This window comes from Mediterraneibacter sp. 210702-DFI.3.120, assembly GCF_020561005.1.
In the GTDB taxonomy this organism is placed as follows: domain Bacteria; phylum Bacillota; class Clostridia; order Lachnospirales; family Lachnospiraceae; genus Mediterraneibacter; species Mediterraneibacter faecis.
The window spans coordinates 1-20,545 of sequence record NZ_JAJCNG010000021.1 but is presented as its reverse complement, the minus strand read 5'-3'; the positions used below and the strand labels follow the sequence as shown (position 1 = coordinate 20,545).

Here is a 20,545-nt window from a genome sequence, read left to right as displayed (position 1 = left end):
AATGAAAAAGATAAGAATGAGAGGATAAGATGATGGTAATAACACTGATCGAGAAAGTATATTCGTTTTTATGGGGCGATCTGTTTCAGATACCGCTTCCAGGCGGCGGAAGTGTGGGAATATCACTTCTGATTATTCTGTTGATTCCAACAGGAATTTATTTCACAATCCGTACAAGATTTCTTCCAATCCGTCTTTTCCCGGAGATGGTAAGATCGTTGAATAGTAAAAAAGGGAAAGAGGATGGGTTGTCTAATTTTCAGACACTGATTGTATCAACAGCAACCCGTGTGGGAATGGGGAATCTGGTAGGTGTTGTTGCAGCTATTTCGGCCGGTGGAGCTGGAGCAGTGTTCTGGATGTGGATTACGGCACTGATCGGTTCTTCCACAGCATTTGTTGAGGCAACACTTGCACAGCTTCATAAAGAAAAAGATCCGTTGTATGGAGGATATCGCGGAGGTCCGGCATATTATATCCATCACTACATGGAAGAACATCAAGGAAAGAAAAAGAGATATTCAGTGATCGCGGTATTATTTGCAATTTCAGGATTAATCTGTTGGTGTGGTATTAGCCAGGTGATCAGTAATTCAGTGACGTCTTCGTTTGAAAATGCATTTTCTATCCCACCGATTTATACAACTGTGATTTTGGTGGTTCTGGCAGCAGTGATCGTGCTTCGAAAGAATGCAACAGTAAAGGTTCTGGATGTTGTTGTTCCGATTATGGCAGTGTGTTATTTCCTGATCACAGTATTTTTGATCCTTACGAATCTGTCTAGCATACCGGGTGTGTTCTCACGTATTTTTGAGGAAGCATTTGGAGTCCGTCAGGTGGCAGCAGGTGGTTTTGGAGCTGTTTTGATGAATGGAGTGAAGAGAGGATTGTTCTCAAATGAAGCTGGTTCAGGATCTGCTCCATGTGCAGCGGCTGCGGCAGAGTGTGATCTCCCGGTAAAGGCAGGACTTGTTCAGGCATTGGGCGTATTTATCGACACAATTGTAATCTGCAGCTGTACAGCGATGATCATGTTGCTTGTTCCACAGGATCAGATTGAGGGACTTGCAGGAATGGAACTGCTTCAGACAGCGATGAGATATCATCTTGGAGAAGCAGGGGTGATTTTTATCGCAGTGATGCTGTTCCTGTTCAGTTTTTCTACATTTCTTGGAATTCTGTTTTATGCAAGAAGTAATGTGGCTTATCTGTTTGGAGACAACTGGGCATCCCAGACAGCATATAAAGTGCTCGCACTTGTGATGTTATTCATCGGAGGAATCGCAGCGTACACATTTGTATGGGATCTGGGCGATGTCGGGATTGGGCTGATGACGGTATTCAATACAGTGATCCTGTATCTGATGGGTGGTCAGGCTTTGGGTGAGCTGAAGAAATATGAGGCAGTGAGAAAAGAACAAAAGAAAAAGAATTAAAAAAATAAGTTCAGTCGAATTGTTTGACTGAACTTATTTTAATGGTGTTTTTATTTTTCTTTCTTTGAGAAAAATCCTTTTTTCTTCTTTTTCTCTGGAATATCAAGACCACCGCGGACACTCTTAATGCCTGTGATATAGATACCACTTACAACGACTTTCGCTTCTTTCTTCACCGGAAGAACTTCGAAAACCTTTGCATCACACATCAGAGTCATAACCTTTGGTCCAACCTTTGCTTTTACAACCGGTACTTTAGAACGTCTTAAATACTTTGGTGTATTCTCAAGAACAACGGCCGGGAGTCCTGCATCTTTTAGCTTCATCTTCTTTTTATCAATAATGAGCATGCTGACGGTCTGCGCAACTGCGTCCATCTGCTGCTGCTGTTCAGCCTGCTTCTTCTGCGCTTTCTTTCCGAAGAAATAGAGTGCTACGCAAACCCCGATGAGAACTACGAGGACGATGAGCATGATTATCATAGGTGTACTCACGATAAAACCCTCCTATATACTATTTTCCGCTTAATTCGCATTTAATATTGTAACATTCTTTATTACAAAGTGCAAGCAGACAGGGGACAATTTTACAATTTGGGGTTACTTTTAAGACGTAAACCGAGTATACTATGTATTATGATGGTTTATTATTGTTTGCAGAAAGATAGCAGCGCTGGCGTTGCTGGTCGCACATCGTGTGAACAGTAACGCGCTGTCCGAAGAATGTGATGGGGTATAGTGAGCAATAATATTTTCACGTTGATTAAGAGAAAGGGAGAGTTGAATGGCAGAGACAATATGGAACACAGTGATGATGGTTTTTCATTTTATTATGAAGAATATCGTTATCATTAATATTCTTTTATCTCTGATTATTGTATTCTTTGAAAGAAGATCACCGCAGGCAGTATGGACCTGGTTGCTTTTGCTTTATTTTATTCCGATTGTCGGATTTATCCTGTATCTGATCATAGGTCAGGATTATCACAAGAATAAGATGTTTAAGGCAAAGGAGATTGAAGGTGAACTGAAATACGCTGTGCGAAGGCAGGAGGAAACCATTTATCACAGGCAGCTGAAGATGACGAGTCCGGCACTTAACCGGTTCCGGGATCTTGTGCTTTATAATCTGGAGGCCGGACAGGCAGTTCTGACAGATAATAATGATATCCGTATTTATACAGATGGTAAAGAGAAGTTTCATGCACTGATCGAGGAAATGAAACGTGCGAAGAAATATATCCATGTACAGTATTATATTATCAGGAATGATGAAGTGTGGCAGGATATAGAGAAGGTATTGATCGAGAAAGCACATGAAGGTGTAGAAGTCAGAGTTTTGTTTGACAGTATGGGATGTCGTACCATGCACAAAAGAGATTGGGACAGGCTGAAACGCGAAGGGATTCGGGTCGCAGAATTCTTCCCGGCGATTCTGGGACAGCTTCAGATGCGTGTGAATTATCGAAATCACAGAAAGATTGTCGTGATTGATGGAAAGGTTGGCTTTGTTGGTGGTTTCAATGTAGGCAGGGAATATATTGGAAAAGACGAAAAGTTTGGTTATTGGAGAGATACACATTTGTGTATTGAAGGTGCAGCGGTCACATCTCTTGCAGTGAGGTTTGTCCTGGATTGGAATTATGCAGCTCATGAGAACTTGTTTTTGGAAGATCATTTGTTTGAGATTCCGCAGTATGACAGGCATGGATTTGATCCGGTACAGATTATCTCAAGTGGACCGGATTCACAGACGAAGACAATCCATGACAATTATCTTCATCTGATCCACAGTGCAAGAAATCATGTCTATATACAGACACCGTATTTCATACCGGATGCGTCCATTCTGGATGCGTTGAAGATTGCAAGCAGATCCGGGGTAGATGTCAGAATTATGATCCCATGCAAACCAGATCATCCATTCGTTTACTGGGCAACGTATTCTTATATTGGGGAGATGGTTGCAGCAGGCGCAAAATGTTATGTCTATAATAATGGATTCCTTCACGCAAAGACATTATCAGTAGATGGCATGGTTGCCTGTGTAGGTACAGCGAATATGGACATCCGAAGTTTTGGCCTGAATTTTGAAGTGAATGCAACAATCTATAGTGAGCGTACAGTGCAGAGGTTGGAAAGAGCTTTTGAGAATGATATGACAATGAGTACGCAAGTGACACGAAAGATATATGAGGAGAGGAATTTACTGATCCGGTTCAAGGAACAGTTTTCCAGATTACTGTCACCACTTTTATAGTGGATAAGACAAAAAAATAAATAAGAGATTATAAAAGATAAAAGAGGAGAAACAGGAAAATGAAAAAAAGAGTGATTGCGGTTCTTACAGCGGTTCTGATGACAGCATCTTTAGCAGGATGTGGAAGTGGTAAGTTGTCTAATGATTATGTGACAGTGAACAAATATAAAGGACTTGAAGTAACAGAGGTTGCCAAAAACAAGGTGTCTGATGATTCTGTAGAGCAGGAGATGCAGTCCAGACTGGAAGCTGCTGCGACAGAGCAGGATGTAACAGACCGCGCGGCACAGAGCGGAGACTGGGTAAATATTGACTATACAGGAACTCTGGATGGAGTTGCATTTGACGGTGGCACAGCTACAGGATATGATCTGGAACTTGGATCAGGATCGTTTATCGGAGCTTCAGGCGATTATCAGGGATTTGAAGACCAGATCGTGGGACATAATACCGGCGAAGAGTTTGATATCACTGTACAGTTTCCTGAGAATTATCAGAGCTCTGATCTTGCAGGAAAACCGGCGAATTTCCACATTGTATTGAATAAGATTTATCAGAAAGTAACACCGGAGCTTACAGACGAGTGGGTTGCAAATAATAGTGAAAGCAGCAAGACGGTTGATGAATACAAGGAAGAGGTAAAAAATTCTCTTCAGGAGCAGCAGGACGATTCAGGTAATTCACAGTTGAAACAAGAAGTACAGACTGCTTTACTGGATCAGATAGAGGTAAATAAATATCCTGACGGTGCAGTAGATGAGCAGGTGAAACAGGCAAATGATTACTATACACAGATTGCACAGATGTACGGAGTAGAGCTGAGTGATTTTATTACAACTTATCTGAAGATGACAGAAGATCAATTTAACGAAAAAATTGAAGACTCAGCAAAGCAGGCTGTTCAGCTTGAAGAAGCTGTAAAACTGATCGCCAAGAAAGAGAAACTGGAACCGTCTGATAAGGAATATAAAGAAGGAATGCAGGAGTATGCGGACAAAGCCGGAGCAGATCTGGATACCTACAAAGAGCAGGTGGGAGAAGATGTTCTGAAAGATGCAATCCTTCGTGATAAAGTACTGGATTATCTGGTAGACAATTGCGTACAGGTAGAGCAGTCCGATAAAAATTAAAGGGGAATAAAGGAGGAACAAAAAGCATGATTAAAATGGAGAATGATGTGCTTAGCGTAGAGATTGCTGAGCACGGTGCAGAGCTGACCAAACTGTATAACAAAAAAACAGGTACAGATCTTCTCTGGGATGCAGAACCCAAATTTTGGAAACGTCATTCACCGGTGCTATTTCCAAATGTGGGAAAAACCTATAAGAACACAGTGAAGATCAACGGCACACAGTATCCGACATCACAGCATGGATTTGCAAGAGACAGTGAGTTCAAATGTATTCATGCAGGCAAAGAAACATCAACCTTTCTTCTGACATCAACAGAAGAGATGAAGGAAGTTTATCCATTTGATTTTGAACTTTTCATTACTTATACACTGGAAAAAAATGTACTTCATGTAAAATGGGAAGTAAAGAATCCGTCTGATGAGACAATTTATTTCACAATCGGAGCGCATCCGGCCTTCCGCTTTGCAAAGAACGAGGAAGGAAAGACAGATTATATTCTAAAGTTCCCTGGAAAAGAAGAATTAAAATATTGTCTGATCAATATGAAAGAAATGGCTCCTGATCCGGAAGAACTGCATGAGATGAAACTGGAAGAGGAGACTTACCCATTGACGGAAGAACTTTTTGAGAACGATGCGTTGATCTTTGATAATACGCAGATTGAAGAAGCATGGATCTGTCATAAAGACGGAACTCCGTATGTGGGAGTTAAGTCAGAAGGATTCCCAAGCTATGGAATCTGGTCTGTAAAAGACGCACCGTTTGTCTGCCTGGAACCATGGATGGGAAGATGCGATAATATTGGATTTGATAAAGAAATCTCTGAGAAGCCTGGAATTAACAAGGTGGAGAGCGGAGAGACTTTTGAAAAAGAATATCAGATCGTTGTTGCAATATGAGAATTCAGGCATACTGAGAATAGTATCCTGTGGAAAGGAAAAGCCCCCGTTAACCGGAGGCTTTTTTCTCTTTCATTCTCTTGATCACTTTCAGACGCGTGAACTCTTCACGCTCTTTTTCTTCCAGTGCATTGGTGATCGAATAGACCAGATTTGAATACATTGGAATTGTAATGTTTTGGAGAGCATTTGCTCGTTTCTGCGTCTTCTTGATATTACTTGCAAGACGGTAAGCAGCGTTTTCAACCATGGAAAGTTTGATCGTAAGGTCTTTTACCTTGCGGAAGGCCTCACGGGCAATATCGATCGATTCCTTTGTGGTACTGAAGGCATAGGTCGGCTGACCTGCGTCCGGGATATATTTCACATGAGGAATCTCGGTTCCCATGATACTTCGCGTCTGGATCGTTATGGAATTTTCAATCGGTACAGTGTAGGCGAGCTGTTCTACCATGCTGATACCGTTTTCGATATTAGCACGCTGCAGACATTGATACGCATAAGTAAATGTTGAATCAATCTCTTCCTGTATGGTGCGTGCTTCTTCAATCAGATCCATCAGTTCACGAATCAGGATGTTACGCTTCTTATCCATCAGATCATAACCCTGCCGGGCAAGTGCAAGAGAGTTCTTGGCCAGCATCAGATTACCCTTTGTTGGAAATGTACGTGGATCCATGAAGCTCCCTCCTTTCCCTAGTCTTCTACAGCAGGTTTATAGTATTTATCAAGAATCTTTGTATCAACACGGTCGAGTTCTTCTCTAGGAAGTTTTCCTAAAAGTTTCCATCCCAGATCCAAAGTCTCTTCCATCGTACGGTTCTCATTAACACCCTGTCCGATGTAGTGCTGTTCAAAGTCGATTCCGAATTCCAGATATTTCTTATCCAGTGGTGAAAGCTCATCTTCACCGATAACAGAAGCCAGATTTCTTGCATCTCCAACTTTTGCATAAGCGGAGAATAACTGATTGGCAAGATCCTGATGATCTTCACGTGTAAAACCTTCTCCGATACCGTCCTTCATCAGACGGGAAAGGGATGGCAGGATATTGATCGGAGGATAGATTGACTGCCCATGGAGCGGGCGGTCAAGTACAATCTGTCCCTCGGTGATATATCCCGTCAGGTCAGGAATCGGATGCGTGATATCGTCGTTTGGCATAGTCAAGATCGGAAGCTGTGTTACAGATCCGTTTACGCCTTGTACAATACCGGCACGTTCGTAGATGGTTGCCAGTTCACTATACAGATATCCCGGGAATCCTTTACGGCTGGGAATTTCTCCTTTTGAGGAAGAGACCTCACGCATGGCTTCTGCGAAAGAAGTCATATCGGTAAGGATAACGAGGATATGCATATTTTGTTCAAATGCCAGATACTCCGCAGCTGTCAGTGCAACCTTTGGCGTGATCAGACGTTCTACAACCGGGTCATTTGCCAGATTCAAAAACATTGCTACATGATCGGCAACACCGCTTTCTTCAAATGTGTTACGGAAGAAATCAGCAACGTCATGTTTGACACCCATAGCAGCGAATACGATTGCAAATTTTTCATCAGAATCGCTTCCAAGAGAAGCCTGTTTTACAATCTGTGCAGCAAGCTGATCGTGCGGAAGTCCATTTCCGGAGAAAATCGGAAGCTTCTGTCCACGAATCAGAGTTGTCAGTCCGTCGATCGCGGAAATTCCGGTGTGGATATAGTTTCTTGGGTATTCTCTGCGGACCGGGTTGAGCGGAAGTCCGTTCACATCTCTTTTTAAAGTGGAGACAAGTGGCCCGAGGTCATCGATCGGCTGTCCGATACCGTTGAAGGTACGGCCAAGGATATCCGGGGAGAGTGCAATCTCCATCGGGTGTCCGGTCAGTTTCGTATGTGTATTTTTCAGGGACATATTTTCAGAACCTTCGAAGACCTGGATTACTGCCTTGTCTTCGTAAATCTCTACAATACGTCCTATTTTGCGTTCTGTGCCGTCTACGACAAATTCTACAATCTCATCGTAAAAGGCGTCCTGTACGCCCTCTAACACGATCAGAGGGCCGTTGATACTGCTTAAGCCAAGATATTCAATTGACATGATAGTGGTCCCTCCTTATGCATTTTTCTCAAGTACGTGCTGATAGAAAGCGTCAATATCTCTGTGATACTGTGCAAACATTTCCGGGCGGTTATTTGGAACATCATATTTGATCGCAATGACACGATCGAAAATATTCTCAGATTTTAATACGGACATCGGATGTCCCATTGTGACAAGGGTACGTGCCTGCTTGTAAAGGTACAGGATCGTATCCATCATCAAGAACTGTTTTTCCATAGAAACGCAGGTGTCATCCGGGTGGAATGCATTTTGCTGCAGGAAACCAAGACGAATCACACGGGCAATCTCAAGGACAAGTTTCTGATCATCTGGGAGTACATCACTTCCGATCAGTTTTACGATCTCAAGAAGACTGCTTTCCTGATTCAACAGTGCCATCAGACGGTTACGGTAGTCAACAAATTTTGGAGACACATTGTCCTGATACCAATGGCTTAAGTCATTCAGATACTCACTGTAACTGGTCAGCCAGTGGATCGCCGGGAAATGTCTTGAGTAGGCAAGGCTCTTATCCAGTCCCCAGAAGCAGCGGACGAAACGCTTGGTGTTCTGTGTGACCGGTTCGGAGAAGTCACCACCTTGTGGGGAGACAGCACCGATGATCGTGACAGAACCGTCTGTTCCGTTTAAGTTATGCATCATTCCGGCGCGTTCGTAGAACGCAGACAGACGGGACGCAAGATAAGCCGGGAAACCTTCCTCGGCAGGCATCTCTTCCAGACGTCCGGAAAGTTCTCGAAGAGCCTCGGCCCAACGGGAAGTGGAGTCGGCCATGATCGCTACATCGTAGCCCATATCACGGTAATATTCTGCCAGAGTAAGTCCGGTGTAAATGCTGGCTTCACGGGCGGCAACAGGCATGTTGGAAGTATTGGCGATCAGTGTAGTACGGTCCATCAGAGGTTTGCCGGTACGAGGGTCAGTCAGTTCACTGAACTCTTCCAGAACCTGAGTCATCTCATTTCCACGCTCACCGCATCCGATATAGATGATGATATCTGCATCGGCCCATTTGGCAATCTGATGCTGTGTCATGGTCTTTCCGGTTCCGAATCCGCCTGGGATGGCAGCGGTACCGCCCTTTGCAATCGGGAACATGGTATCGATGATACGCTGTCCGGTAACAAGCGGAACAGATGCCGGGAAACGGTGATGAGTCGGTCGCGGAGTACGAATCGGCCAGTGCTGAGTCATTGTCAGTTCTTTCTCCTGTCCGTTAGGAAGTTCCAGGCGAACCAGAGGTTCGTCAATTGTGTATTCACCGTCTGCAACAGTCACAAGAACAGTTCCCTCTACTTCAGGAGGAACCATACATTTATGAGTGATCGCATGTGTTTCAGGAACTTCTGCGATAATATCACCTGCATGGAGATAATCTCCCTGCTTTACAGTGATGCGTGTTTTCCATTTCTTTGTACGGTCCAGAGAATCGACACTGACACCGCGTGTGATAAATGCGCCGCCGGAGGATTCTGCGATATCTTCCAGTGGACGTTCGATACCATCAAAAATGTTGTTCAGGATACCGGGTGCAAGTGTTACGGATACCGGACTTCCGCTGGCAATGACTTCTTCGCCCGGGCGAAGCCCCGTTGTTTCCTCATAAACCTGAACGGTTGTCATATCTTTATCCAGTGCAATGACTTCTCCGACTAACTTCTGTTCTCCGACATAGACCATCTCGGACATACGGAATCCTGTGTTGCCTTTCAGATAAATGACGGGACCATTGATGCCGTAAATTTTCGCTGTCTTAAGCAATGCCGTCACCTCCTAAAAATACAAATTTGTCATACTGTTCTTTTAGCTGTGTGCTGAAGGAATTATCGATCAAAATGTTGCGGGAACGGATGACAGCACGGACACCGCCCCGGAAATCTTCGGCGCTGATCGTTAGATGAACTCTTGTAGCATCTTCCAGATCAGAACGTCTTTTTTCATCAGTTGGGTTAATATAGATCGTAAGCTCATCATTTCCGGCAAAAGCCACCGCTTTGCGGATGCATTTGATAAGAAAATTATTATAAGCTTCCGTCTTCATAAATTCATCGATTAATGCGTCTGCTTCCTCGAAGATCTTGTCTTTCAATTCCTGCTGAACCTTGCTTTGACGACGTTTGATCTCCAGCTGGGACTTGGCGAGCGCCTGATTCAGTGAGAGCTTCGCATTGGCAACTTCCGCCTTGATGCGAGTCTCTGACTGTCTTGTGGCTTCTGCCTTATGATCTTCGAAAACCTTCTCCAGGGCAGCCTGATGGGTGTCAATGATGACATTTCCCTCTAAGCGGGCCTGCTCCATGGATGTGGTTTGCAGGTGTGCGATTTTTTCTTCCAGAGTCAAGAGGAATCCCTCCTTTAGTTCGTAATATAATTGCGTTTATAATTTCAGTCCGATCGCCTCAGTGATATATGAGGTGATAAAGTCTTTCTGACGACCGGTTCCGTGGCGGTCAGGAATTTCAATTAATAACGGCATCTTTCGCTCCAGTCGGAAAGTGTCGATAATGTCAGGAAATTCCTGACCGAACTTTTCAGTCAGAAGAACAATGCCGACAGTCGGATCGGAAAGCACTTTTTCCAAAGCTTGTTTCAGCTCATCCCGTTCGTGGACGACAACTCCGTCTACACCGGCAAGACGCATTCCGGTGTAAGTGTCGACATTGTCACTGATCAGATACATTTTCATAGGCGGCTCCTTTCTGTTGAAAATCAGAAATTAGAGATTTCCTAAGATCATGAAAGAGATGATCAGTCCGTACAGACAAACACCTTCGGCAAGTCCTACGAAGATCAAGGATTTACCAAGAACGCTGGAATCCTCGCTGATCGCTCCAAGTGCTGCGCTGGCTGCACTTGCAACAGCGATACCACCGCCGATACAGGAAAGACCTGTAACAAGTGCGGCTGCAAGATATCCCATTCCTGTTGCGATTGTAGCACCGGAAGATGCGGCAGCTTCAGCAGCCTGTACATTTGCCGGACCTGCAAGCATCATGATAGATGCAATGGCAAATGCGCCGAAGAAGAAAAATGCGTTGACACCGATTGTACGTTTGTAGCGTTTTTTGTTCTTTTCACCGATCAGATAATATCCGAATGGGATGATGATACTTAAAACAAGTGCTGCGATAAAGATGATTTTTGTTGCTAAACTCATAGTGGAATCCTCCTGATTTCTATACATTTTATGGCTGTCATAGATTTAAGCCAGACAGTTATTTCGTTTTCTTTTTTGTATATGGGTCGAATGCACGTCCGCTTCCTTTGTAGAAACGGCTGAACATCTCATAATATTCCAGACGAAGTACCTGAATACCTACGATCAGTCCTTCGAATCCGCATACGAACAGGTTGCCGAAGATTACTCCGAACCAGTTCGGATTTCCGCTTTCAGCGCCGGCCAGCTGAAGTACTACTTCCATGATAGCGGCATGGCTGACAGCAAATGCACCGATACGGATAAAGGAAATAGTGTTTGAGAAATAACTGAGCAATGTCTCAAACATCTCGAAAAAGCCTTGTACGATGTACATTCCAGGGCCTGTTTCCATCTTGTCGGCACGTTTCTCAATCATGCGGGTCAGAGGCTCTTTCAGGAAAATGAGAAGCAGCGGGACACCAAACATGATACCCATGACAATACCACCCGGAAGCGGATTGCCTGTCATAAATAGAACGATGGTTACTACAACGGCAATGTAGAAAATAAGTCCTGCCACACCGTTTGGATCAAACCAGGTACTTTCGATATCTTTGCTTTTTGCGGCATTGATAATATGTAGGATCATCGCTACGATGATCAGGAACATACCAAATGCGACAGCAACGATAAACACTGTGTTCAGTTTGCCGAGGAACGGCAGTGTAGTCATATGGTTGATTGGTCGTATCCACAATGGTTCAATGATGTCTTCAAATCCGAAAATACTTCCGAACATAAATCCGAAGATTGTGGAAAATACACCGGCAGTTGCGATAATTCCGGCAAGTGGAGCTTTCTTAAAGTGATAGATCAAGGCTCCACCGATTAAAAGCAAAAGCCCCTGTCCGACATCTCCGAACATAACTCCGAAAATAAAGGAGTATGTGATCGCTACGAAAATGGTTGGATCCATCTCATTGTGAGCTGGAAGACCATACATCTGAATGTACATCTCAAATGGTTTGAATAGCTTCGGATTTTCCAGCTTTGTCGGCGGTTCTCCGAAGTATGCATCATGATCGTCTTCGACAACGACAAAGACTTTATCATCATCTTTGATCTCTTCTAAGAATTTCTCTACATCATCTTCTGCCATCCAACCGCAGAGGATATAAGAATCATCCTGGCTGTCTTTCATCCGGGCAGCCATCTTACGGATGTCAAAGTTCTTGGAGAGTTCCTCCAGACGGTTTTTCGCTGCAATAAGCTGTGGTGCCCGGTCAGAAAGCATCTCACCGGCTTCTTTATCTAGATCCTGGATCTCCAGATTGATCCGAGCAATGTCCCGTTCCAGTGACTGGTAAGCGAAAGACGGAGTTCCTTCAAATTCATCTTTCAGCTCGATGCGTTCAAAATGAAGAGAACGGAAAACAGCATCTACCTTTTGTGCTTCTCCCGGAGAAACGAAGTAAGCGCCGTATACGAAGCTTTCATCGCGTTCACCTTCAACGAAGATTGCACTCAAATCATCCATCAGATATTTATTCATCTTGTGATAAGATTCCAGTGCGATCTTTCCGAAACGATAAGTGATATAGCGATATCCAAGAACCTTGTGAAGATCGCAGTCGAGCGGACGGAACGGAGAGAGTATCTGCTGTTTGGTGCGGAGTTCCTCAATCTTCGCTTTCTTTTTCTCTTTCTTTGCCTGCAGACCTTCGTAATCTTCACAGGCTTTGCGAACAACTTCAAACATGTCGTCGAGACCTAAAGATTCATCCGGTGTAACATCATCTACATTCGGAAGATAGCCGACGAACTGGGTTGCCTGGGCAAGTACATCCCGGTACGGATTAAGCTCTACGAACGGGCGAAGATTATCGACTGTCTTAAGCTCGGACAGTGCGGACTCCAGCTGGATCTCATAACGTGAGAGATACAAGTCTGTGACACGGTCGATATCATCCCGCGGACCGGAAATGTTGATAAATTTCATTTTAACAATCATTGGGTTCTACCTCCAACGTACGCTAACGTTTCGCCTGGTGTAAGTCCGTAACGGATGCATTCCAGAGCGGTAGTCAGCTTTTTGATTTCTTCTTCTTTTAAGAAGAGGTAAGTGTTGACAGCGGCGATGGAGTAAGGATTCCGTCTTCTGTCAATGGTGTACAGATGATGGAGACATTCTGAATACATCTGCTCCATGGTAAGCTGCTCAGTGGATTCATAGCGGCGGGCATAAGGAGTCTGATTGCAGAGTGTCTGCAGTTCTTCCAATGTCGTTGCCTCGACCATTCCTTTGATCAGGTCAGTAGACAGACGATAGTGGATTGGAAGAATCAGCTGATAAATGTCAGCAGGTTTCATATTAAAATATTTCTTGGCTCTGTAGATCCACTGCATATTGAGCAGATCAATCTGAGTGCCGCAATCCCGCTGGTATAATTCCTTGTCTTCCTTTTTCAGGACCTTTTTCCGTGCTTTCCAAAGAGTTGTAAAATAATAAAGATTTAATGCCAGATCGTAGTCATAAAGAGTGACCGAAGGGGAATCCTTTAATTTCTTTAAAGGTTCATAATATTCTGTCTCCTTTAATGTCTCGATCAGTTCATCTGTGGTGCGTGAGGTGATCAGTTTCTCGATCGATATCTGCGAATATCGATCAAAAAAAGGACGTTTATAATCAAGATCAAAAGGTTTCTGATAATGGTTGATCACAATCCTTAAACAATAATTGATCAGCTCGATTTCATAAGATTTCAGACGTAGCTTCATAAGCTTACGCTGTTTCTGTCCGCAAAAGCGATAAAGCTTTGCGTAGTCGCGGTAAAGTGAACGAGTCAGAATCTTCTCAATGCTTCCTCTGTGAAGCTGTTCGGGGGCCAGCTCTTCTAAAATATCTGCATAAGCTGTCTCCTTCTTCAGATATTCAACTACCTCGGGAACATTGTGCAGGGAAGCGATTTCCTCAAACTGAGCCGGGGTGAGAAGCTTAGCTTCCATTGCCCGGGTTTTCGTTACGATACCACTGTATTCCAGTAGATTTCCCATAGGCTACACCTCAGTGATCCGTCGGAGAATCTCATGAGCATAATCAGAATGCTTTTCATTATATTCCTTCTGCAAGGCGTCGAGTTCATCCTGACTTTCCTGACTTTGCCCGGATAAGATCCGTGAGGTCTCCGCTTCCAGTTTGTCACGAATTTCTTGAATCTGCCGCTGCGTATCGGCTTCAAGCTCTTTGTCGAAATCCATCCGCTTTTTGTCAAATTTTTCATCTAATGCGGACTTTTCGGCTTCTGCATGTTGCACGATTGCAGATGCGGCAGATTCAATCTCTGTCAATTTGTTTATAATAGAGTCCATAACCAGCCTCCTTTTTGTTAGAAATTCATAATATCTTTTATAATACACCTTTTGGAGAAAATTACAAGCAATATGAAAAGATAATTTATGTTAAATATCCAGAGGTATTGGAGATAGAGACTGTGAGTCTGAGAATGTCATTAGTATTCTTCAAAATGGCTTTCTTGTGTGGACAGTAATTAGTTGTGAGATGAGAAAAATCATGTTATGATAAGACCTGAAATAATCCGCAGATATCAAAGAAGGTTTTACCTTATATATAGAAAGTACGCAGTAATGCTGTGGTGAAGAACAGGAGAAAAATAGCAGATGAGATTAAGAAATATACCAAGAGCAGATGGCGTGATCGATGCACATCGTGCTGTGATCAAGAAACCAGAGGAGCAGAGAGGACAGTGGGCTCAGGTCTTTGGAAATGAGAAACCAATTCAGATTGAAATCGGAATGGGAAAGGGCCAGTTTATTTTGAATATGGCTAAGGCTCACCCGGAGATCAATTTTATTGGAATTGAACGTTATTCCAGCGTCCTGCTTCGTGCACTTGAAAAATATGATACAGAGGAATTTGAAAATCTTGAGAATATCCGTTTTATTTGCATGGATGCAAGAGAGATTGAAGCAGTGTTTGTACCGGCAGAGGTGGATAAGATCTTCTTGAACTTCTCAGATCCGTGGCCAAAGGCTAGACATGCGAAACGTAGATTGACATCAACAGAATTCCTTGCAAGATATGAGAAGGTTCTTGTGGAAAATGGAAGAGTAGAATTTAAGACAGATAATACTGAACTTTTCAACTTTTCTCTGGAGCAGGTGAAAGAAGCTGGATGGGAACTGCTTGCTTATACTTACGACCTACATCATCAGGAAGAGATGAATAAGGGGAATATTATGACAGAATATGAGCAGAAATTCTCAGAGAAGGGAAATCCAATCAATAAGCTGATCGCACAGAGAAAATAAGTGTTACTGTTCACACGATGTGCGACCAGCAACGCATCTCGCCATTTTAAATCGCCTTTGGCGATGGGGCGAGATGCATTCAAGTCAAAACACACATCCTCCGTGTCAATCAGCAGAGTGATTGACACGGGAGTGAACAGTAACAAATAAGTTTCATATATTATATAGAAAGAGTGGGATTCACAGGAGAACAGGATGAGACGGGGGAAATGTTGGAAAGCTGGGGTCCGTGAGTTGTGTTATTGTCATCAGAGACTGAATCGAAGGATTGTCTGCATTTGCAGATCCTTCGAGGAGGTGTATCGAATTTTAAATAGGGGATATTGCAACAAAGACACGGGAAAGAAGAAACGTTGCTGATATCGTCTGAATTGTATATGAAATTAATAATTTTGAAAAAAATGAAAAAATTTGAAAAAAGGGGTTGCATTCTGGCAACAACTGATATATAATACTATTTGTGTTGAGGAACACGAGACACAAAAACAAAAGAATGCGCGATTAGCTCAGTTGGTAGAGCACCTGACTCTTAATCAGGGTGTCCAGGGTTCGAACCCCTGATCGCGCACTAACAATCACTGTTTTTACAGACATTGGAGCTGTGGGGACGGTGATTTTTTTATATATTAGGAAAGTCCTTTCCTAATATATAAAAAACGCTCCGCTTAGGATGCGCACATTAAGAGGTCACAACCGAACGAACTCTGTTGTGACCATCCTGTCATTCCCCGAAAAGACATTATGTTATTACGGAGAATGACTATTGTTTAATTCAGATCGGCTGTCATTTCTGCAACCATGACCAGATTATCGTTCGTGCTCTGATCCATATCTACAACCTGCACATGAATCTGATCTGTATCCGTCTGCTCAAACTGCAGCTTGATCTGGTACACTCCATGTTCCGGATCTGTAAAAGTACCTCCGAATTTCTCGAGTGCATTTCCATCTGCATCCGTAATAATCATCTGTACATTTTCATATGTTTCCGGCACCTCAAGATAAAGGTAGGTGGATGCTGGCACTTTTACAACCTTACTTACTTTGAATCCATTATTCTCCGCATTTACTTCATATGTCTGGTTGTTGCTGGCATCCGTATTCACTGTGAATTTGAGATTCCACTCTCCGCTGATCAGATTCTCGCCCTCCACATACTTGGTTGTGCTCAGCTCATTTTCTCCCGTTCCATAGAGCTGGGTAAACTGTATGTTTACCGTTGACTGATCTGAAAATTCCTTTTTCTTCAGAAAATCTGCACTGATATGTCCAAGACCTACAAAGCTTCCGTCCTCCGCTTTTTCCAGACAAAGTTCTGCAGCGCATTCCTCTCCGTTAACCTGCACTCTCTGACTTTTCTCCGGCAGCAGATATTTCTTCTGATTGATCTGCTCATTGTCTGTAGTAGCTGTCATCGTAAAATACATTTCATATCCATCACAGTATGCATCGGATACCGTTACTGTCACGCCGTTATCTTCTGCTTCTGATCCCGGAGTCTGCACATTTGCAGAATAATCTTCAATCTTTTCATAGGCGGTCTTATCTTTCCCTGCATACGGATCCTTCGCCCTGTTTTCCTGCATTTTTGCAAAGACATCTCCGATCACCGGGATATTCTTCGCCAGTACCGGATTGGAATAAAGAACCGTTCCTGATACAGCGATCACCGCCACAGCTGCCGCCGCTGTTGTCCACACTTTCTTTCTCTTCTGATTCCTGTTATCTGGCTTCTTCATTCTAAGCTTTCCTTGTCCGATTTCTTTATATGCATCTTGAATCTTTTGCTCTACAATCTCTGGAATTTCTAAATCTTTTTTCAAATCCTGTTTCATTTTCTCTTCAAATGACATTCTCAAGCCCTCCTTTTCTGCTCACATTTTCTATCTTTGTCTGAATTTTTGCTTTACTCAAACTGAAATTCCGGGTGTTCTTTCAGATAGAGTTTTTTATATACTCCTCGACCTCTGGAAAGTCTTGTCTTCACTGTATTTTCATTCATCTGCAGTATTTGACTGATTTCTCGGATGCTCATCTCTTCTACATAATATAAAATCAATACAACCCGATATTGCTGTTCCATCTGGTCTAACAGCTCTAGAAAGTCTTCGTTGATTGTTGCTGCTCCCGGTGGTGCTGCAATCTTTTCTTCTGCTTTCTTTCCTTTTATATCTTCTGCCCCATAATAGTCCTCAATTCCGACTACTTTTTTCTGTTCCCTAAGCATCTGATTACAATTATTGATTAATATTCTGAGCAGCCATGTCTTAAAATACTGTGCTTTTTTTAATTCTCTCAGCTTTTCATAGCAAGTAAGGATGCTTTGCTGAATTGCATCTGCTGCATCAAAATCGTTTTTTAAAATACCGACCGCTACTTTATACATGGCCTGCTTATTTTCTTCTATCAATTCCACGAACGCCTGATCATCTCCCCTTTGCGCCCGCTTTACAAGAGATTTCATTTTATACGCCACCTTCTTTCAATTGTTTTCAAGCTTCATCTCAACCGATTGATACTTATTAGATGAATTTATGGCATAAAAAGTTTCAAAAATGGTACAATCTATAGATAAAGAAAGAGCGATGGGAACAATAAAGCACGAAAAATCTGTTGTAGATTTTTTTACAGGTGCTGGAACCGGAATTATTGTATCCTGCTCATTTTCACCGAATTCATCGGTAAGAACTACGGTTATTATTGTTGGAATTATAATGGTATGTATTGGATGGTATAAAAAATCAAAGAGTGACAAAAAGGTATTTCAATATATTAAAGAACATGATTAAATGAATTTTAGGCAGGAACTGCCAGTCGTTGAAGGAATCCTCGTCATTGACGAGGATTCCTTCATGGAAAGAGAAAGCTTGTTACTTATAATTTTGCAGGATTTACATGAACCATGATATGTTTTACTTTAGGAAAAGTCTTTTCGATATCGTTATGCACTTTTTCGGCCACATCATGTGCATCCTGAAGTGTGATGGAGCCATCCAGAGCAATTTCAACATCAACATAGATTTTATTTCCAAAAATTCGAGTTCGAAGTACGTCAATCTTATGAACATTTGGATTGCGCATTACGCAGTTGCGAAGTTGAGTCTCCATTTCTTCGTCACAGGAGTGGTCAACCATTTTGTCGATTGCATCTTTGAAAATATCGGAAGCAGCCTTTACGATAAATACAAAAATCACTAAGCTGGCAATGGAGTCCATGATTGGAAATCCAAGTCTTGAACCGGCGATTCCGACCAATGCGCCGATGGAAGAAAATGCATCGGAACGATGGTGCCAGGCATCTGCCATTAGTGCACTGGAATCGATTCTCTTGGCATGATATCTGGTGTACCAGTACATTGCCTCTTTACTTGCAATTGAAATTATGGCGGCAATCAGTGCTAAGACACCTGGTGTTTGTATGTTGTCAGAATTTCCCTGCAATATCGTTTTGAATGCTTCGATTCCGATTCCAAGGCCTGTGATAAGAAGAACGATTGCAAGGACAATTGCAGCTACACACTCTAGGCGTTCATGTCCATAGGGATGTTCTTTGTCCGGTTTTTTTGATGCGAGTCTGATTCCGATAATAACTATAAATGTACTGAATACATCTGATGCGGAATGAATAGCATCGCTGATCATCGCATTGGAATGCGCAACAATTCCGGCAAAAAGTTTGAGCAGAGATAGTGCGATGTTTCCGATAATCGTAATAGTAGAGACTTTGTTGGCTACTTTTTGGAAATCTTCTTCATTTGCGACGGGATTTCCGGTTTTCATTGTGCTGTTTTCCATATGTGTTACCTCCAATTTAATAAAACAATTAAAAGATAGCTCTATGGCACTAAATATATGTGGGAAAATAAAAGAATTGTTTTAAAATAAAAACACCCACGAATCAGTATTAGCAACTACTGTCCCGCGGATGAAAGATTCCACTGTCGCATCTGCGACCCGACTCCATGATATGATATCACGGTCTGCTCAGTTTGTACTGTAGATTTATATGCAGTGCAAAGAGTTATAGTAGATATAGCATAAAAAAGTTGAGTTTGTCAAGAAAAACCAATCGGTTTTTGATTACAAATCTTAGGAAGAGATAAGGTTGCGCAACGAAATAAGTTGCTTGCGGTCTTCTTTTGTGAGTGATAAGATAAAAAGTACTTGTAAGATGAAGAGAGTGAGGTAGAAAATTATGTATTATGTACCAGATGGCACAAAAGAGTGCGGATATTATGAATGTAAAAAATGTGGAAGTCGATTTTTATCACTGCAGACAATGAATACAATTCCTTGTCCGGATTGTGGGATGGATATTGACTATGAAATTGGACCGGATGAAACTTTGGAAGCAGCGGAGGATACAGCTGTGTTGGTGGAGAAGATTACAGGAGAAGAGGAAGTTGAGAAGATGGATTCACTTCTGAGTCTGGCAATTACCGGTGGAGATTATAATTGGATTTAAATGATATACGAAGATAAAAAAGAGATTTTTCCTGTTATAGTGGAAAAATCTCTTTCCATTCTCCGGGAGAAAGTGTCTCATCGAGAATAATATCTTCTATAGAAATGCGTTTCAATTCAATTACGCAGCAGTGAACCGCTTTCATCATGCGGCGAATCTGACGCTTACGCCCTTCACTGATTGTGATCTCTCCGTAAGTGACTGGATGAGTAGGAAGATTATTACACACAGCACTCTGTACTTCCGGATGCAAAGTATCTATTATATTAGAAAGAATATCCTGACGAAATACTTTTAGTTTCGCAGGAGAAGTAAGAACAGGGGATCCTTTTAAGAGGATTCCTTTTTCTAATTGTTGGCACCGATTCTCGGTTAAATCACCGAGAACTGTAAAATGATAGGTTTTCTCTTTATGATAAGAAGGGTGCGTAAGTTTCTGGTTGAAAACTCCGTCATCTGTAATGAGGAGGAGTCCTGTGGTTTCTCGGTCTAATCGCCCAACCGGATTTAAATTATCATTGTTTAACTTTGAAAAATAGTCCATAACGGTTGGGTAAAGGCTATCACGTCGGGCAGTGACGCAGCCGAAAGGTTTGTTGAACATATAATAATGAAACATATCGTGTCTCCTGTGTCTTTATAAGTGAAATAAAAAGATGAGATTGATTATACAGAAAAATAATAGATTTCACAAGGTGTGCCGCTTATACCTGCCATTGGTTGTGGGAACGCAGTTTACGCATCTGCAACAACCGAAAGAACTGACGTCCTTTCGGTTA

21 protein-coding genes, 1 tRNA gene and 1 riboswitch are annotated in these 20,545 nt (G+C 42.5%); of the genes, 8 read left to right on the top strand and 14 right to left on the bottom strand.

The annotated features are described in order from the left end of the window. The first annotated feature begins 32 nt into the window (after positions 1 to 32). Positions 33 to 1,436 carry an alanine/glycine:cation symporter family protein gene (locus LI162_RS11285; protein WP_227156666.1) on the top strand — a complete coding sequence of 468 codons (1,404 nt, stop codon included), beginning with the start codon at positions 33 to 35 and terminating at the stop codon, positions 1,434 to 1,436. Between the two features lie 50 nt (positions 1,437 to 1,486). Here LI162_RS11285 and LI162_RS11280 read toward each other — a convergent pair whose 3' ends face one another. Continuing rightward, positions 1,487 to 1,930, bottom strand: a complete 444-nt coding sequence (locus LI162_RS11280; protein WP_117825962.1) for a hypothetical protein — start codon at positions 1,928 to 1,930, stop codon at positions 1,487 to 1,489. 289 nt (positions 1,931 to 2,219) lie between these two features. Here LI162_RS11280 and cls point away from each other — a divergent pair, with 289 nt between their 5' ends. From cls to LI162_RS11265, 3 genes are read left to right on the top strand one after another with little or no spacing between them, the layout of a single operon-like run. Beyond that, positions 2,220 to 3,695: a cardiolipin synthase gene (cls, locus tag LI162_RS11275; protein WP_227156662.1), complete on the top strand. Its 1,476-nt coding sequence runs from the start codon at positions 2,220 to 2,222 to the stop codon at positions 3,693 to 3,695. 59 nt (positions 3,696 to 3,754) lie between these two features. Then, positions 3,755 to 4,825, top strand: a complete 1,071-nt coding sequence (gene tig / locus LI162_RS11270) for a trigger factor (RefSeq protein WP_227156660.1) — start codon at positions 3,755 to 3,757, stop codon at positions 4,823 to 4,825. A 29-nt stretch (positions 4,826 to 4,854) separates the two neighbouring features. Continuing rightward, complete coding sequence (locus LI162_RS11265) at positions 4,855 to 5,727, top strand: aldose 1-epimerase family protein (protein ID WP_208913472.1); 873 nt, start codon at positions 4,855 to 4,857, stop codon at positions 5,725 to 5,727. Between the two features lie 49 nt (positions 5,728 to 5,776). Here LI162_RS11265 and LI162_RS11260 read toward each other — a convergent pair whose 3' ends face one another. Genes LI162_RS11260 through LI162_RS11220 form a run of 9 tightly spaced genes read right to left on the bottom strand, consistent with a single transcriptional unit; the run spans position 5,777 to position 14,341 of the window. Then, entirely contained in the window at positions 5,777 to 6,406 is a 630-nt protein-coding gene (locus LI162_RS11260; protein ID WP_055166441.1) for a V-type ATP synthase subunit D, read from the bottom strand. 17 nt (positions 6,407 to 6,423) lie between these two features. Then, entirely contained in the window at positions 6,424 to 7,809 is a 1,386-nt protein-coding gene (locus LI162_RS11255; protein ID WP_117499326.1) for a V-type ATP synthase subunit B, read from the bottom strand. A 15-nt stretch (positions 7,810 to 7,824) separates the two neighbouring features. Next, positions 7,825 to 9,594, bottom strand: a complete 1,770-nt coding sequence (locus LI162_RS11250) for a V-type ATP synthase subunit A (RefSeq protein WP_196021655.1) — start codon at positions 9,592 to 9,594, stop codon at positions 7,825 to 7,827. Beyond that, positions 9,587 to 10,174: a V-type ATP synthase subunit E gene (locus LI162_RS11245; RefSeq protein ID WP_243284778.1), complete on the bottom strand. Its 588-nt coding sequence runs from the start codon at positions 10,172 to 10,174 to the stop codon at positions 9,587 to 9,589. Before LI162_RS11245 ends, LI162_RS11250 begins: the two co-directional genes overlap by 8 nt. Positions 10,175 to 10,210: 36 nt before the next feature. Beyond that, positions 10,211 to 10,519 (bottom strand): V-type ATP synthase subunit F, encoded by a 309-nt coding sequence (locus LI162_RS11240; RefSeq protein WP_020436810.1) that lies wholly within the window; start codon positions 10,517 to 10,519, stop codon positions 10,211 to 10,213. Positions 10,520 to 10,549: 30 nt separating this feature from the next. Continuing rightward, complete coding sequence (locus LI162_RS11235; RefSeq protein WP_015529375.1) at positions 10,550 to 10,990, bottom strand: ATP synthase subunit C; 441 nt, start codon at positions 10,988 to 10,990, stop codon at positions 10,550 to 10,552. A 58-nt stretch (positions 10,991 to 11,048) separates the two neighbouring features. After that, positions 11,049 to 12,983, bottom strand: coding sequence for a V-type ATP synthase subunit I (locus tag LI162_RS11230; RefSeq protein WP_227156651.1), 1,935 nt, complete (start codon positions 12,981 to 12,983; stop codon positions 11,049 to 11,051). Then, on the bottom strand, positions 12,980 to 14,026 hold the full coding sequence (locus LI162_RS11225; protein WP_015529373.1) for a V0D/AC39 family V-type ATPase subunit: 1,047 nt from the start codon (positions 14,024 to 14,026) through the stop codon (positions 12,980 to 12,982). The genes LI162_RS11230 and LI162_RS11225 overlap by 4 nt, the downstream gene beginning before the upstream one ends. A gap of 3 nt (positions 14,027 to 14,029) precedes the next feature. Then, positions 14,030 to 14,341: a hypothetical protein gene (locus LI162_RS11220; RefSeq protein ID WP_015529372.1), complete on the bottom strand. Its 312-nt coding sequence runs from the start codon at positions 14,339 to 14,341 to the stop codon at positions 14,030 to 14,032. A gap of 309 nt (positions 14,342 to 14,650) precedes the next feature. On the opposite strand from LI162_RS11220, the gene trmB reads away from it, so the two are divergent. Together trmB and LI162_RS11210 are read left to right on the top strand one after the other, a co-directional pair. After that, complete coding sequence (trmB, locus tag LI162_RS11215; RefSeq protein ID WP_227156649.1) at positions 14,651 to 15,301, top strand: tRNA (guanosine(46)-N7)-methyltransferase TrmB; 651 nt, start codon at positions 14,651 to 14,653, stop codon at positions 15,299 to 15,301. 495 nt (positions 15,302 to 15,796) lie between these two features. Further along, positions 15,797 to 15,869 (top strand) — tRNA-Lys (locus tag LI162_RS11210). A 199-nt stretch (positions 15,870 to 16,068) separates the two neighbouring features. On the opposite strand, the gene LI162_RS11205 is transcribed toward LI162_RS11210, so the two are convergent. Both LI162_RS11205 and LI162_RS11200 read right to left on the bottom strand, forming a co-directional pair. After that, complete coding sequence (locus tag LI162_RS11205; protein ID WP_227156647.1) at positions 16,069 to 17,154, bottom strand: DUF4179 domain-containing protein; 1,086 nt, start codon at positions 17,152 to 17,154, stop codon at positions 16,069 to 16,071. 53 nt (positions 17,155 to 17,207) lie between these two features. Continuing rightward, positions 17,208 to 17,765, bottom strand: a complete 558-nt coding sequence (locus LI162_RS11200; RefSeq protein ID WP_227156645.1) for an RNA polymerase sigma factor — start codon at positions 17,763 to 17,765, stop codon at positions 17,208 to 17,210. A 91-nt stretch (positions 17,766 to 17,856) separates the two neighbouring features. Between LI162_RS11200 and LI162_RS11195 the strand changes: the two genes are divergently transcribed. Then, positions 17,857 to 18,090: a hypothetical protein gene (locus tag LI162_RS11195; protein WP_227156642.1), complete on the top strand. Its 234-nt coding sequence runs from the start codon at positions 17,857 to 17,859 to the stop codon at positions 18,088 to 18,090. A gap of 85 nt (positions 18,091 to 18,175) precedes the next feature. On the opposite strand, the gene LI162_RS11190 is transcribed toward LI162_RS11195, so the two are convergent. Continuing rightward, on the bottom strand, positions 18,176 to 19,096 hold the full coding sequence (locus tag LI162_RS11190; RefSeq protein ID WP_117499334.1) for a cation diffusion facilitator family transporter: 921 nt from the start codon (positions 19,094 to 19,096) through the stop codon (positions 18,176 to 18,178). Positions 19,097 to 19,213: 117 nt separating this feature from the next. After that, positions 19,214 to 19,299, bottom strand: a riboswitch (NiCo riboswitch). 197 nt (positions 19,300 to 19,496) lie between these two features. Between LI162_RS11190 and LI162_RS11185 the strand changes: the two genes are divergently transcribed. Next, a complete protein-coding gene (locus LI162_RS11185; RefSeq protein ID WP_015529369.1) occupies positions 19,497 to 19,766 on the top strand; it encodes a hypothetical protein in 270 nt (89 codons plus the stop codon). Between the two features lie 34 nt (positions 19,767 to 19,800). On the opposite strand, the gene LI162_RS11180 is transcribed toward LI162_RS11185, so the two are convergent. Further along, on the bottom strand, positions 19,801 to 20,385 hold the full coding sequence (locus tag LI162_RS11180) for a pseudouridine synthase (RefSeq protein WP_227156628.1): 585 nt from the start codon (positions 20,383 to 20,385) through the stop codon (positions 19,801 to 19,803). Between the last annotated feature and the right edge of the window lie 160 nt (positions 20,386 to 20,545).

Bases quoted from the DNA above. Each gene is read 5' to 3' on its own strand.
- LI162_RS11285 (WP_227156666.1), top strand. From the start codon at position 33: ATGGTAATAACACTGATCGAGAAAGTATATTCGTTTTTATGGGGCGAT.
- cls (WP_227156662.1), top strand. From the start codon at position 2,220: ATGGCAGAGACAATATGGAACACAGTGATGATGGTTTTTCATTTTATT.
- tig (WP_227156660.1), top strand. From the start codon at position 3,755: ATGAAAAAAAGAGTGATTGCGGTTCTTACAGCGGTTCTGATGACAGCA.
- LI162_RS11260 (WP_055166441.1), bottom strand. From the start codon at position 6,406: ATGGATCCACGTACATTTCCAACAAAGGGTAATCTGATGCTGGCCAAG.
- LI162_RS11255 (WP_117499326.1), bottom strand. From the start codon at position 7,809: ATGTCAATTGAATATCTTGGCTTAAGCAGTATCAACGGCCCTCTGATC.
- LI162_RS11240 (WP_020436810.1), bottom strand. From the start codon at position 10,519: ATGAAAATGTATCTGATCAGTGACAATGTCGACACTTACACCGGAATG.
- LI162_RS11235 (WP_015529375.1), bottom strand. From the start codon at position 10,990: ATGAGTTTAGCAACAAAAATCATCTTTATCGCAGCACTTGTTTTAAGT.
- LI162_RS11230 (WP_227156651.1), bottom strand. From the start codon at position 12,983: ATGATTGTTAAAATGAAATTTATCAACATTTCCGGTCCGCGGGATGAT.
- LI162_RS11225 (WP_015529373.1), bottom strand. From the start codon at position 14,026: ATGGGAAATCTACTGGAATACAGTGGTATCGTAACGAAAACCCGGGCA.
- LI162_RS11220 (WP_015529372.1), bottom strand. From the start codon at position 14,341: ATGGACTCTATTATAAACAAATTGACAGAGATTGAATCTGCCGCATCT.
- trmB (WP_227156649.1), top strand. From the start codon at position 14,651: ATGAGATTAAGAAATATACCAAGAGCAGATGGCGTGATCGATGCACAT.
- LI162_RS11205 (WP_227156647.1), bottom strand. From the start codon at position 17,154: ATGTCATTTGAAGAGAAAATGAAACAGGATTTGAAAAAAGATTTAGAA.
- LI162_RS11200 (WP_227156645.1), bottom strand. From the start codon at position 17,765: ATGAAATCTCTTGTAAAGCGGGCGCAAAGGGGAGATGATCAGGCGTTC.
- LI162_RS11195 (WP_227156642.1), top strand. From the start codon at position 17,857: ATGGTACAATCTATAGATAAAGAAAGAGCGATGGGAACAATAAAGCAC.
- LI162_RS11190 (WP_117499334.1), bottom strand. From the start codon at position 19,096: ATGGAAAACAGCACAATGAAAACCGGAAATCCCGTCGCAAATGAAGAA.
- LI162_RS11185 (WP_015529369.1), top strand. From the start codon at position 19,497: ATGTATTATGTACCAGATGGCACAAAAGAGTGCGGATATTATGAATGT.
- LI162_RS11180 (WP_227156628.1), bottom strand. From the start codon at position 20,385: ATGTTTCATTATTATATGTTCAACAAACCTTTCGGCTGCGTCACTGCC.